Source organism: Bacillus sp. R45, from assembly GCF_021729365.1.
GTDB lineage: Bacteria > Bacillota > Bacilli > Bacillales > Bacillaceae > Bacillus > Bacillus velezensis.
Genome location: NZ_CP091421.1, coordinates 3,200,047 through 3,213,946, shown reverse-complemented (window position 1 = coordinate 3,213,946; position 13,900 = coordinate 3,200,047). Strand labels below are relative to the sequence as shown.

Here is a 13,900-nt window from a genome sequence, read left to right as displayed (position 1 = left end):
TTTTTTATATTAAAGGGCAATCGTCCGTTTTTGCTCGCTGCTTTTCATCGCCGCTTCAATGACACGGATGACATCGATGCCTTCTTTTGCCGTAACGGGAAGCGGTTTTCCGTTTAAGATGCTGTCCGCCAGCAGTTTGTAGTACGTAAGGTAAGAGCCGTTCTCAGAGGGGATTGTTTCTGTATGCCTTTTTTCATCCGCTGCGATTGTCAGCTCTCCGAAGTTGTCAGGGTCATCGGCGCCCCAGCTGTCGTCAATCGGCTTTTGGCCGGCTGAAAGCGCCTCTTCCTGTCCGTCCTTTCCGTATTTGATAAAGCTTGCATTCCGTCCGTGAATCTGATAGCGCGGGCCGTTTGCCGCATTCATAGAGCCGGATTGAAGAATGACCTGAAGTTTGCCGTAATGGAGCGCGGCCAGAAAATAATCGACGGTTTCACTGTTGTCCCGCTGTTTCATCACATGTGCTGTGACGGATTCCGGCATTCCGAAAAGCAGGAGTGTCTGGTCAATAATATGTGAACCGAGATCATACAGCGTTCCCGTGGCGGGTCCGCTTTTTTCGCGCCATCTTTCTTGGACAACCGGATTGTACAGATCGTAGTTGACTTGATATGTATGAATGTCTTGAAGCGCCCCGTCCCGAATCAGCTTTTGTATCGTTAAAAAGTCATTGTCCCAGCGCCGGTTGTGGTACACGCTCAGTAAGACGCCTTTATTTTCAGCCGTTCTTCTCAGTTCCTCCGCTTCTGCTGAAGTCGCCGTCATCGGTTTTTCCACGACGGTGTGTTTTCCCGCCAGGAGACATTTCATCGCTGATTCATAATGCATTCCGCTCGGTGTCGTGACGATGACGAGGTCAATGTCAGGATCACCGGTAATGTCTTCAATCGCGCGCACGGCTTCAGCCCCCGGCAGATCACGTTTGACCTCCTCCGTTCTGGACGTCATGACTTTTTTGATCTGATAATCATCAAGGACGTCCAAAAGCGGCGCATGAAAGACTTTACCCGACAAACCATATCCCAATATGCCAACCTGTATCGTTTTCAATGAATTTCCCCCTCTTGATATGTGATAACATTATATACCCCGCGGGTGTACTGGTAAAACTTGTGTGTTGAAAATTTTTTACACCGGATTTTCAAGTCTGTATAATGAAGATAACGAAGAAAAAAACCGAGGTGGAAAATGGACAAACATACCGAGCATCAATCGTTAAATCATAAAAGCGCCAAAGAAAAAGACCAGATCCTGAACCGGCTGAAACGGATTGAAGGCCAAGTCAGGGGCATTCAGAATATGGTGGATAACGAACGATACTGCGTGGATATTCTCGTGCAGATTTCAGCCGTGCAGGCGGCCATGCAGAAAGTCGCGTTTCATCTGCTGGAAGATCACGCCCATCACTGCGTAGCCGGCGCCATTGAGAGCGGAAACGGGGAGCAGGCGATTGCCGAGCTGCTTGACGTTGTGAAAAAAATCGCAAAATCGTAAAATAAAATGTTTTGAAATACCCTACAGGGGTATGGTAACATGAAGAAGAAAAAACAAGACGTGGAGGGAATCATCATGGAACAAAAAACACTGCAAGTGGAAGGCATGTCCTGTCAGCACTGCGTAAAAGCAGTAGAGACCGGAGTGGGAGAACTGAACGGAGTGACGGCGGTTCAGGTGAAATTGGAAGCCGGACAGGTGGATGTGACGTTTGATGAGAACAAAGTCTCCGTATCAGATATAAAAGACGCGATTGAAGATCAAGGGTATGACGTCGTATAAGGTTTATCGCGCTGCGGGAACGGGCGCGGTTTTCTTTTATCATAATTATACCCCCGTGGGGTTTATGAAGAGAGATGAGGACATTGAGTGAACCGAAAGAAATGACCATTCAAGTGGGGGGCATGACATGCGCCGCCTGCGCTTCAAGAATTGAAAAAGGGCTGAAACGGATGGACGGCGTCAATGACGCTTCCGTCAATCTTGCGCTTGAGACCTCAAATATTTCCTATCAGCCTGACAAAATCGAAGCTGGCGCCATAAAGGATAAAATTGAAAAACTCGGCTATCACGTCGTGACGGAAAAAGCCGATTTTCAGATTGAAGGCATGACGTGCGCCGCTTGCGCCAACCGGATTGAAAAGCGCCTGAACAAAACAGAGGGCGTTGTGAGCGCACCGGTGAATTTCGCCCTGGAAACAGTCACCGTTGAATACAATCCGAAAGAGGTGACACCGAAAGAGCTGAAAGAGACCGTGGCAAAACTCGGCTACCGATTAGACGGGAAGAAAGCGGTTGATGGAGACGGCGGATTATCCCAAAAGGAGAAAGAGCAGCGAAAGCAGCTGATCAGGCTCATATTTTCTGCCGTTCTCTCCTTTCCGCTTCTATGGTCGATGGTCAGCCATTTTTCTTTTACTTCTTTTATCTGGATGCCGGATATCCTGATGAATCCGTGGCTGCAATTCGCGCTTGCCACCCCGGTGCAGCTCGTCATCGGCTGGCCTTTTTATACGGGAGCGTACAAGGCGCTGAGAAACAAAAGCGCCAATATGGATGTTCTCGTTGCGCTCGGAACGACGGCCGCTTACGCATACAGCCTGTACATGACGATTGCGTCTCTCGGGCGAGACGGACATGCTGAGGGGCTTTATTATGAAACGAGCGCCATTTTGCTGACTTTAATTTTGCTTGGAAAGCTTTTAGAGATGAAAGCAAAAGGCCGCTCATCAGAAGCGATTAAAAAGTTAATGAAGCTTCAGGCGAAGACGGCGGCGGTTGAGCGGGACGGCAAAGTACAGGTGATTCCGATTGACGAGGTTCGGACGGGGGACATCGTATACGTGAAACCGGGAGAACGCGTCCCTGTCGATGGCGAAGTGATTGAGGGCCATTCCGCGATTGATGAATCGATGATTACGGGAGAGAGCATGCCTGTCGATAAGTCTCCCGGAAGCACCGTCACAGGGGCGACGATCAATGCAAACGGCTTTCTCAAAATCAGAGCGGTGAATGTCGGGAAAGATACCGCGCTTGCACACATTATTAAAATCGTGGAAGAAGCCCAAGGATCAAAAGCCCCCATTCAGCGGCTCGCGGATCACATTTCAGGCATTTTCGTCCCGATTGTGCTGGGGCTGGCCGTGCTGACTTTTCTCATTTGGTATGTATGGGCGGCGCCGGGACAGTTTTCTGAAGCGATCGGCAAATTCATCGCCGTGCTTGTCATTGCCTGTCCGTGCGCACTGGGGCTCGCCACTCCGACGAGCATTATGGCGGGCTCCGGCCGTGCAGCTGAATTCGGCATTCTCTTTAAAGGCGGTGAGCATTTAGAAAAGACCCAGCGTCTGACGACCATCGTACTGGATAAAACAGGAACGGTGACAAACGGCAGACCGGTTCTGACAGATGCCGTACCGGCAGAGGGAATGAACGAAGAGGAACTCCTGCGGCTGGCGGCGGCCGCCGAAACGGGATCAGAGCACCCGCTCGGAGAAGCCATCGTGTCAGGAGCCGAAAAACGGGGGATTTCCATCCCGAAACTCACCCGGTTTCAAGCCCGGATCGGTTCCGGAATCTATGCAGAGGCTGACGGCAGAACGATTCTAGCCGGATCAAGACGGCTGATGGAATCAGAGCATATTGAACATGAAGCGCTGCTTCCGCAAATGGCCCGCTTGGAGGCGGAAGGAAAAACGGTGATGCTTATTGCGGCAGACGGCAAAGCGGCGGGGCTTATCGCAGTCGCCGATACCATTAAAGAAACATCTCCGGCCGCGGTGAAACGTCTGAATGATATGGGGCTTGACGTCATCATGATGACCGGTGACAACAAAAAGACCGCGGAAGCCATTGCAAAAGCCGCGGGCATCGGCAGCGTGATCGCCGAAGTGCTTCCCGAACAAAAGGCGGCGGAAATTTCCCGGCTGCAAAAAGAAGGCCGGCGCGTGGCGATGGTCGGTGACGGCATCAATGATGCTCCGGCGCTGGCTGTGGCCGATATCGGAATGGCCATCGGCACCGGCACCGATATCGCAATGGAAGCAGCGGACATTACGCTGATCCGCGGAGACCTGAACGGCATTGCCGACGCCATCGGCATGAGCAGGCTGACCATGAGAAACATCAAGCAGAATTTAGGATGGGCATTGGGCTACAACAGCATCGGCATTCCGATTGCGGCAGCCGGCTTTCTGGCTCCGTGGGTGGCAGGCGCCGCCATGGCGTTCAGCTCGGTATCGGTCGTGCTTAATGCTTTGCGTTTACAGAAGGTGAAAAAAGACAAAATCGGCTGATGCCGGTTTTGTCTTTTTTATTGACACTTTATTCAAAGCCTGCATATAATAGAGAAAACACATATATGAGTATATGTTCATATATATAAATTCGTTTACCTGTATTGATGTTATGGGAATCCTATTACGGAAAGTAGGGTGAGTCGAAAATGAAAGCAGCCAAAGGTGAATTTGTATTAGACGGACTTGATTGCAGCAACTGTGCAAAAAAAATAGAAAACGGCGTAAAAGCCATTGACGGCATAGACGGCTGTGCTGTCAATTTTGCGGCAAGCACCATCACGGTCTCAGCCGGCGGGAAAAACGAGCAATGGATGAAAGACGAAGTCGCGAAAAAAGTAAAGTCCATTGATCCTCATGTGACCGTTCGTTCGAAGCACGAAGACAAACCCGGTGAGGATGAATACCGCAAAAAGCTGCAGCTGATGTTAGTGAGATTGGCGGCGGGCGCCGTTTTGGCCGTCATCGCTTACTTCGCGCACACGGGCGCCGTCCTTGAGTTTCTGCTCTTTTTTGCTTCATATTTGATCATCGGCGGCGATATCGTAGCCAGAGCGGGAAAAAATATTGTCCGCGGCCAGGTATTTGATGAGCATTTTCTGATGGCGCTTGCCACAATCGGCGCATTTATCATTCATCAATATCCGGAAGGCGTCGCGGTCATGCTGTTCTACCAGATCGGTGAATTGTTTCAGGGAGCGGCCGTCAGCCGATCCAGAAAATCGATCAGCGCGTTATTGGACATCCGTCCTGAGTACGCCAATGTGAAAACGGAAAACGGCATGGCTGCCGTTCCCCCGCAGGACGTCAAAGTCGGACAGGTCATCATCGTGAATCCCGGAGAACGGATTCCGCTGGACGGAAAGGTGCTGAGCGGTTCCTCAATGGTTGATACATCCGCTTTAACGGGCGAATCCGTGCCGAGAAAAGCGGAGCCGGGGCAAGATGTGATGGCCGGATTTATGAATCAGAACGGCGTGCTTCATATTGAAACCTCTAAAGGGTATGAAGACTCTGCCGTGTCAAAAATATTGGATCTGGTCGAAAATGCGGCCGGACGCAAAGCGAAAACGGAAAACTTTATTACGAAGTTTGCCAAGTACTATACACCGGCCGTTGTCATTGTTGCGGTGCTTCTCGCCTTTTTACCGCCGCTTCTCGTGCCTTCAGCCGCGCTATCCGACTGGGTGTACCGCGCGCTGATTTTCCTTGTGATTTCTTGTCCGTGCGCACTCGTCGTCTCCATTCCGCTCGGGTTTTTCGGCGGTATCGGGGCTGCGTCTAAAGCAGGGGTGCTCGTGAAAGGCAGCAACTATTTAGAAGCGCTCAATCAGGTGGCATACGCCGTGTTTGATAAAACGGGAACCTTAACGAAAGGCAATTTCGCCGTTACTGATATCAAACCGGCGGCAGGATTTACGAATGACAGCCTGCTTCATGCAGCCGCGCTTGCAGAAGTCCATTCCAATCATCCGATTGCTTCTTCCATCCGCGAAGCTTACAATCAACCGCTCGCGGCTGAGGAGATTGAAGAATATGAAGAAATACCCGGACACGGCATTCGGGTGAAAACCGGCGGGTCAACGATTTTGGCCGGAAATCAAAAACTGCTGGCAAAAGAACAAATCGCTTCCGGCACAGCTGAAAACAACGGAACCGTCGTCTATGTCGCCGTGGATCAGCAGTATGCGGGGGCGATCGTGATCGCCGATGAAATCAAAGAGGACGCCAAACAGGCCATTGCCAATTTAAAAGCGCTCGGCGTGAAGCGGACAGTGATGCTGACGGGTGATTCAAAGCAGACCGGAGAAGCTGTCGGCCGAGAGCTCGGTATTGATGACGTGTACACAGAGCTTTTGCCGGGTGACAAGGTAGACCGCGTCGAAGAACTTGAAGCGGCGCTTTCACCGAATGAAAAACTGATGTTCGTCGGCGACGGGATTAATGATACGCCTGTGCTTGCCAGAGCTGACATCGGAGCTGCCATGGGGGCTCTCGGTTCTGATGCCGCCGTCGAAGCGGCCGATGTCGTCCTGATGACAGACCAGCCGTCAAAAGCAGCCGAAGCCATCCGGATTGCACGCCGCACACGCCGGATCGTCTGGCAGAACATCGGATTTGCTTTAGGCGTAAAAATCATTTTTCTCTTGCTTGGCGCATTCGGATTCGCCACCATGTGGGAAGCGGTCTTTTCAGATGTAGGCGTCACGCTGATCGCCGTTGCCAACGCGATGCGCGTCATGAGAGTGAAAGCGGAATAATTGTCAAAGATAATTCGTTTTTCAGGGTTTTCTTAAACAAGGTTGTCTTGGTAAAATAGAGAAGCGGGCCATCCGGCATCCGCTTCTTTTTTATTTTAAAAACAATGAGGTGTCTGAGTGAAAAAGAAACAATCGTCTGCGAAATTTGCGGTGATTCTGACGTTAATCGTTGTCGTTTTATTTGCGGCCATCGTAATTATTAACAACCAAACGGAAAAAGCGGGCGAAACAGTCGCCGAACAGCCTTCCATTAAAGGACAGCCCGTGCTCGGCAAAGACAGCGCGCCTGTTACGGTAGTTGAATTCGGAGATTACAAATGTCCGTCATGCAAAGTATTTAACAGCGATATCTTTCCGAAAATCAAAAAAGATTTTATCGATAAAGGCGACGTGAAATTTTCATTTGTGAACGTCATGTACCACGGAAGCGGCTCGCGTCTGGCGGCTCTTGCTTCAGAAGAGGTGTGGAAGGAAGACCCGGCATCATTCTGGACTTTCCATGAGAAGCTGTTTGAAGAGCAGCCGTCAAGCGAACAGGAATGGGTCACGCCTGCATTGCTTGAAAAAACGGTCAAAAGCACCGCGAAAAAGGTTGATCCTGACAAGCTGAAGGAAAACCTTGATAAAGAAACCTTCGCAAAAGAGCTGAAAGCTGACACTGACCTGAATGATAAATTAAATATCACGGCGACACCGACGATTTACGTAAATGACAAAGTGATTAAAGACTTCTCTGATTATGAGGAGATTTCAAAAACGATTAAGAAAGAGCTGAAAAATGAAAAATAGAATCGTATTTTTATATGCTTCTTGGGTGATAGCTCTTGCTGCCATGCTCGGCAGCCTTTATTTCAGCGAGATCAGAAAATTCATACCGTGCGAGCTGTGCTGGTATCAAAGAATTCTCATGTACCCGCTTGTCCTGATTTTAGGAATCGCCACCTTCCAGGGTGACACGCGCGTGAAAAAATATGTGCTGCCGATGGCCGTCATCGGCGCGTTTATATCGATCATGCATTACCTTGAGCAGAAGGTGCCCGGTTTCAGCGGCATCAAGCCGTGTGTGTACGGCGTGCCTTGCTCATCTGAATATATTAACTGGTTCGGTTTCATTACCATTCCTTTCTTGGCATTGACGGCATTTATTCTCATTATGATCTGCATGTGTTTTGTCAAAACGGAACGCACGGCAAAATAAAGAGCCTGCTCCATGGGAGCGGCTCTTTTTCTATTATCTGTACCAAGCTTTGTTTGTCGCAATCTGTCTGTTATGGGAGCTGTCCCAAATATCCACGGAATAGGCATAATCATAATTCATGACGCAGCGGATGCCGCTGCCTTGGGCGTCATGCTGAAGTCCGAAGTTATGGGAAAACTCGTGCTGTGCCGCTTTCGCCGTGTTGGCCGTTCCTTGATCAAGGTTCACGCTGAAAGCCGGGCCGCTCGGTTTGCCGTTATATACATACGCGATACCGCCGGCGTCAAAACTCGATTTTGCGGTAAAACCGACGACAAAATGATAATTTTGATTTCTGAAGCTGCTTTGGAGATTCGATAAAATCTGAGAACTGTTTGAGCCGGAGGAATTCCAAGCCTGCACGGCCTGTACGACGAAATCAATGTTGTGATCACGGTTAAAAGCGACATCCGCCTGCTCCACGATCTGGACGATTCGCGTTTGCCAGTCGCTGTATTTGGCGCGGTATTCAGCGTCCGCCACCGCCAGCACTCTGACCTTCTGGCTGCCCGTACTGGCTTTAGTTGAGGCTTTATCCTGACTGACATTGGCATTAAATCGTTTCGTGCCGACCTGCTTGCCGTTTTCATCCAGAATTTTTGTGTCAACCGTCTGTTCAACTTGGACCGGGCCCTTCAGATCTTTAAAATGATCGGCTTTCGGAAGCGGGTCCGTATACACCGTTTTCGCCGGCTCCGCATGAGTGTGCGAATGCGTATGGCTTTCAGCTGACGGCAGGCCGGGAATTAATCCGGCGGCCAATAAAACAGGAAAAACAAGTGAACTGATTTTCATCTCATAACCCCCTTTTTGTTAGAGAAAGTATTCAATGAAACTTCTAATAAACCTTCCATTAAAGTATAAAATAGGAAAATAATCTCGCTCTCAGCCGTTGCGGGTGAGGTTGTCCCGGATCAGGAATCAGAATCTTTCAAAAATAAGGTTGATTTTAAGAGAAAGCGATTATAAAATCTAATGGTCGTCAGAAAATTTAACAAATAAAAAGGAGCATATGGAATGGCCTGGGAGCTGCTTAGTGTAATCGGCATCATTGCGTTTGCGGTCAGCGGAGCGATTGTTGCGATGGAAGAGGAGTATGATATTTTAGGCGTGTATATCTTGGGGATTGTAACGGCGTTCGGCGGCGGAGCCATCCGAAACCTGCTGATCGGTGTTCCGGTCTCCGCCTTGTGGGAGCAAGGCGCGTTTTTTCAAATCGCTCTCGCATCAGTTACGATTGTCTTTTTGTTTCCGAAGCTGCTGTTAAGGCATTGGAGTAAATGGGGCAACCTATCCGATGCCATCGGGCTTTCGGCGTTTGCCATCCAAGGCGCTTTATATGCCGTGAAAATGGGCCACCCGCTCAGTGCGGTGATTGCGGCAGCGGTCCTGACCGGCAGCGGGGGCGGCATCATACGGGATCTGCTCGCGGGCAGAAAGCCGCTTGTGCTCAAGGCGGAAATTTATGCAGTCTGGGCCGCGCTCGGAGGGTTAATCGTGGGCCTCGGCTGGGCCGGGGATGCCGCCGGTTTGTATGTGCTGTTTCTTGTGCTTGTGGCATGCCGCATCTGCAGTTATGTGTTCAGGTGGCGCCTGCCGATTCGTTCCTATCATATAGAACAGTAAAAAAACCGATTTCACAAACGAAATCGGTTTTTTTGCATAACGACTTCTGATAAAAAAAGACGCCCGATATGATAAGAAAAAGGGTATTTGACCATAATGCTGAATAATATGTTGCATATATGTTTGTATGATGAAAGCCGGATTTGTCAGCTTGATGTCGGAGGTGCCGCTGATGGCAAAACGTGATAAAGAATGGAAAGAAGAGCAGGAAAGAATCAATTTTGTCATGAAGGAACTGGAACAGAAACAAACTCATCTTGAAGCCTCATCGGGCGGATTAAAGCAGGATATTGTCGGCCTGAGAAAAACGTTTTGGGATGATGTCACCGTGAATATGGATGACGCCCATGAAGCGGCTGAGACATTTTCAAGCATTAAACAGCAGGCGGAAATGCTTTCAGAACGTGAACGGACGCATCGGCTTCAATACCGGCAGCTTCAAAAAATCCAAAAGCTGAAAACCTCTCCTTACTTCGGCCGTGTCGACTTTATGGAAAAAGGGGAGTCCTCTTCCGAGCGGATTTATATCGGGCTGACTTCTTTGATGGATGAAAACAACGAGCAATTTCTCATTTATGATTGGCGCGCGCCCATCTCATCTCTTTACTATCAATACTCCCCGGGAAAAGCCCGCTATGAAGTTCCGGAAGAAACGATAGAGGGAGATATCACACTGAAGCGGCAGTTCATCATTAAAAACGGGACGCTTAAAGCGATGTTTAACACGGATATGACGATTGGTGACGAAATGCTGCAAGAGGTGCTGAGCGGCCATTCCGGACAGCATATGAAAAATATCGTGTCAACCATCCAAAAAGAACAGAACGAAATCATCCGTGATGAAAAAAGCAAACATCTCATCGTTCAGGGAGCTGCCGGAAGCGGGAAAACATCCGCGGCGCTTCAGCGGGCCGCTTACTTGCTGTACCGCGGGCGCGGGGTGCTTGATGCCCGTCAGATTGTATTGTTTTCCCCGAACATTTTGTTTAACAGTTATGTTTCCGCCGTATTGCCGGAATTGGGAGAAGAGAATATGGAGCAGGCCACCTTTCAGGAATATATCATCCGCCGTCTCGGACGAAAGTTTGATTGTGAAAGCCCGTACGAGCAGCTTGAATATTGCCTGACTGAACAAAATCAGGACGCACTTTCCGTAAGGCTCGCAGCCATTGCTTACAAAGCGTCACCAGCTTTCCAGGCCCTGATTGACCGCTATGCCGGGTCGCTTTCGGTCTCCGGCCTGAAATGTAAACAGATCAGCTTTCGGGGAGACATCCTGATTTCAAAAGAGCGGATTGAAGCCTATTTTTATTCGCTTGATCAGCAGCTGCCGATTCCGAACAGAGCGGAGCTGACGGCGGAATGGCTTCTCGCGGAAATCAGCGCTCTCGAAAAAAAGGAGCGTAAGAAGGAATGGGTCTTGCAGGAGAGCGAGCTGCTTGATAAGGAAGACTATGCTGAGGTTTATCAAACACTCAAGAAGCAGGCGGCAGATGATGAACCTGCATTTGACGACCATCAGCGCGAACAGCGCCTGCTTGGCGCCATTATTGTCGGCAAAGCCTTTAAACCGATTAAGCAGGCCGTCAGACGGCTCGGCTTTCTCGATATAAAACGGATGTATCTCCGGCTGTTTTCAGACTGGGGAGCTGATGAAAAGCCCGATCATTGGGAGAGCATCGGCGCTTTGACCGGAAACGCATTTGCAGAACGGTCGCTTCCGTATGAAGATGCCGCTCCGTATCTGTATTTGCAGGATCTGTTAGAAGGAAAAAGAAAAAACACACAAATGAAGCACGTCTTCATTGATGAAGCGCAGGATTATTCCCCATTTCAGCTCACGTATATTCAAACCATCTTCCCGGCGGCAAAGATGACGGTGCTCGGTGATGTCAGCCAGTCGATTTATGCCCATACCATTACGGGCCCTTCTTCCCTCGCCGGCTGCTTTCGCAATGGTGCAGAAAAGTATGTCAGCCTGAAGCGGACTTACAGATCGACGCGGCAGATTGTTGAATTTACGAAAGCGCTGCTGGTTGACGGCGATGACATTGAGCCTTTTAACCGGAACGGGGAAAAACCGCGTGTTTTGCGGACGGATACAGAAAATGCGCGGCGGGAACAATTGGCGGATACAATCCGGGAGCTCAGACAAAAAGGCTGGGAGACGGTCGCTGTCATCTGCAAAACGGCCGCGGAAGCCAAAAAAGTGTTTCAGGCGGTCAGCGCCGAGAGCGGTGTCCGTTTAATCAATAAAGAAAACCAGCCTTTTCAAAAAGGGGTATGCGTCATTCCCGTTTATTTGGCAAAAGGCATTGAGTTTGACGCCGTCATTGCCGCTGATGCCTCTGCTGCCCAGTACAATAGCGAACATGACCGTAAGCTGTTATATACGGCCTGTACGCGGGCGATGCATCATTTGACCGTATTGTCTCCGGGAGAACCCTCTCCTTTTATAAAAGAAGTGCCCGCCGGCTTATTCGTATAAGCCCTTTGCTGAGTGCAAAGGGCTTTTTATCATTAGTAATCTTAATCGTTGTCATCATGATTATATATTTTACTTACATACAAACTTTCGGTAAAGTTTCAATTAGAATATTATTTTGACAATTCCTATAGAAATAACGTACGTTACGTTTAATTCCTTGTGAGGTGGATATCGTTGCAACTTCAGGTCATGAACAGTCCGTTTAATCAGGAGCAGGCAGAGCTCCTTAACCGCCTTCTGCCGACCTTGACAGAATCACAGAAAATCTGGCTGAGCGGCTATTTGGCTGCGGCCCGGTCCGAATCCGGTGAAACAGCCGCGCCCGCTGCTCCGGCTCCTGCAGAAAGCCCGGCAGTCTCGAAAGAAGTGACCGTATTATACGGATCGCAAACGGGAAATGCGGAAGGTCTTGCGAAACAGACGGTAAAGACGCTTGAGGAACGGGGATTCCAGGTCACCGTCGCGTCGATGAACGATTTTAAGCCGAATAATCTGAAAAAAGTAAACAATTTACTGATCGTGGTGAGCACACACGGAGAAGGCGATCCGCCGGATAACGCGCTGGCCTTTCATGAATTTCTTCACGGCAGACGCGCGCCGAAGCTTGAAGCGCTCCGTTACTCCGTTTTGGCGCTCGGGGACAGCTCGTATGAATTTTTCTGCCAGACCGGCAAAGAGTTTGACGAGCGTCTTCAAGAGCTCGGCGGCACCCAGCTTGCGCCGCGGGTTGATTGCGATCTTGATTATGATGAGCCGTTTTCGGAATGGCTTGACGCGGTCATCGGCGGTTTGAACGAAGGAGCGGGAAATCAAACAGCCGAAGCGCCTGCCGAGACGCCCGCTCTCGGTGAATCCGTTTATTCCAGAACGAACCCGTTTCGGGCGGAGGTTCTTGAGAACATCAATCTGAACGGACGCGGTTCAAATAAAGAAACACGTCATCTCGAGCTTTCGCTTGAAGGATCGGGCCTCGCGTATCAGCCCGGAGACAGCCTCGGCATCTATCCGGAAAATGATCCGGCGCTCGTTGATGAGCTGATCAATGAGCTGAAATGGAATCCGGAACAGGAAGTGGCGGTGAATAAACAAGGAGAGCGCCGTCCGCTGAAAGACGCGCTTACTTCTCATTTTGAAATTACCGTCTTAACAAAGCCGCTTTTGCAAAAGGCCGCACAGTTTACGGCTGATCAAAAGCTGAGTGAACTTCTGGCCGAAGGAAACGAAGAGCAGCTGAAAGCATACACCAACGGCCGTGATCTGCTTGATCTCGTCCGGGATTTCGGTCCGTGGGAAGCTTCCGCGGAAGACTTTCTTTCGATCCTGCGTAAAATGCCGGCCCGGCTCTATTCGATCGCAAGCAGTTTAGAAGCGAATCCGGAAGAGGTGCATCTGACAATCGGAGCGGTCAGATATGACGCGCACGGCAGAGAACGCAAAGGCGTCTGCAGCATTTTGTGTGCGGAAAGACTCCAGCCGGGAGATACGCTTCCGATTTACATTCAGCACAACCAAAACTTCAAGCTGCCGGAAAACCCGGATACACCGATCATTATGGTCGGGCCGGGGACAGGCATCGCACCGTTCCGTTCCTTTATGCAGGAGCGTGAAGAAACCGGAGCTGAAGGGAAAACATGGCTGTTTTTCGGGGATCAGCACTTTGTCACTGATTTTCTGTACCAGACGGAATGGCAAAAATGGCTGCAAAACGGTGTTCTTACAAAAATGGACGTCGCTTTTTCCCGGGATTCGGAGGAAAAAGTATATGTGCAGCACCGCATGAAAGAACAAAGCAAAGAGCTGTATGAATGGCTGCAGCAGGGAGCCGCCATATACATCTGCGGTGATGAACAGCATATGGCGCATGACGTGCACCAGGCGCTTCTCGATATCATTCAGGAAGAAGGCGGCATGAGCCGTGAAAAAGCGGAAAGCTTCCTGGCAGACATGCAGCAGAAAAAACGCTATCAGCGTGACGTATATTGATTTTGGTTTGAAAGGA

The 13,900-nt window shown here is 49.9% G+C and carries 11 protein-coding genes; 9 read left to right on the top strand and 2 right to left on the bottom strand.

Annotated features, from left to right (window positions below; all coding sequences use genetic code 11):
* Nucleotides 1-9 precede the first annotated feature (9 nt).
* The gene (locus L3V45_RS15870) at nt 10-1,050 is read right to left on the bottom strand and encodes an oxidoreductase (RefSeq protein ID WP_014305817.1); all 1,041 of its coding nucleotides are present in this window, start codon (nt 1,048-1,050) and stop codon (nt 10-12) included.
* A gap of 138 nt (nt 1,051-1,188) precedes the next feature.
* On the opposite strand from L3V45_RS15870, the gene csoR reads away from it, so the two are divergent.
* The 6 genes from csoR (at nt 1,189) to L3V45_RS15840 (ending at nt 7,748) form a co-directional block, all read left to right on the top strand.
* Nucleotides 1,189-1,494 (top strand): copper-sensing transcriptional repressor CsoR, encoded by a 306-nt coding sequence (gene csoR / locus L3V45_RS15865; protein ID WP_003151723.1) that lies wholly within the window; start codon nt 1,189-1,191, stop codon nt 1,492-1,494.
* 75 nt (nt 1,495-1,569) lie between these two features.
* Nucleotides 1,570-1,776 carry a copper chaperone CopZ gene (gene copZ / locus L3V45_RS15860; RefSeq protein WP_015240581.1) on the top strand — a complete coding sequence of 69 codons (207 nt, stop codon included), beginning with the start codon at nt 1,570-1,572 and terminating at the stop codon, nt 1,774-1,776.
* An 83-nt stretch (nt 1,777-1,859) separates the two neighbouring features.
* On the top strand, nt 1,860-4,289 hold the full coding sequence (locus tag L3V45_RS15855) for a heavy metal translocating P-type ATPase (RefSeq protein ID WP_236837083.1): 2,430 nt from the start codon (nt 1,860-1,862) through the stop codon (nt 4,287-4,289).
* Nucleotides 4,290-4,438: 149 nt separating this feature from the next.
* Nucleotides 4,439-6,550 (top strand): heavy metal translocating P-type ATPase, encoded by a 2,112-nt coding sequence (locus L3V45_RS15850; RefSeq protein ID WP_236837081.1) that lies wholly within the window; start codon nt 4,439-4,441, stop codon nt 6,548-6,550.
* 117 nt (nt 6,551-6,667) lie between these two features.
* The gene (locus L3V45_RS15845) at nt 6,668-7,339 is read left to right on the top strand and encodes a disulfide bond formation protein BdbD (protein WP_043867421.1); all 672 of its coding nucleotides are present in this window, start codon (nt 6,668-6,670) and stop codon (nt 7,337-7,339) included.
* Entirely contained in the window at nt 7,329-7,748 is a 420-nt protein-coding gene (locus L3V45_RS15840; RefSeq protein WP_014305812.1) for a disulfide oxidoreductase, read from the top strand. The genes L3V45_RS15845 and L3V45_RS15840 overlap by 11 nt, the downstream gene beginning before the upstream one ends.
* Before the next feature lie 33 nt (nt 7,749-7,781).
* Here the strand turns inward: L3V45_RS15840 and L3V45_RS15835 are convergent, their stop codons facing one another.
* Nucleotides 7,782-8,582, bottom strand: a complete 801-nt coding sequence (locus tag L3V45_RS15835; protein ID WP_014305811.1) for a zinc-dependent metalloprotease — start codon at nt 8,580-8,582, stop codon at nt 7,782-7,784.
* A 222-nt stretch (nt 8,583-8,804) separates the two neighbouring features.
* Between L3V45_RS15835 and L3V45_RS15830 the strand changes: the two genes are divergently transcribed.
* From L3V45_RS15830 to L3V45_RS15820, 3 genes are all read left to right on the top strand, one after another.
* A complete protein-coding gene (locus L3V45_RS15830; protein ID WP_003151732.1) occupies nt 8,805-9,413 on the top strand; it encodes a trimeric intracellular cation channel family protein in 609 nt (202 codons plus the stop codon).
* A gap of 172 nt (nt 9,414-9,585) precedes the next feature.
* Nucleotides 9,586-11,901 (top strand): RNA polymerase recycling motor HelD, encoded by a 2,316-nt coding sequence (gene helD / locus L3V45_RS15825; RefSeq protein ID WP_003151733.1) that lies wholly within the window; start codon nt 9,586-9,588, stop codon nt 11,899-11,901.
* Nucleotides 11,902-12,075: 174 nt separating this feature from the next.
* Complete coding sequence (locus tag L3V45_RS15820) at nt 12,076-13,884, top strand: assimilatory sulfite reductase (NADPH) flavoprotein subunit (protein WP_213390929.1); 1,809 nt, start codon at nt 12,076-12,078, stop codon at nt 13,882-13,884.
* Nucleotides 13,885-13,900 lie beyond the last annotated feature (16 nt).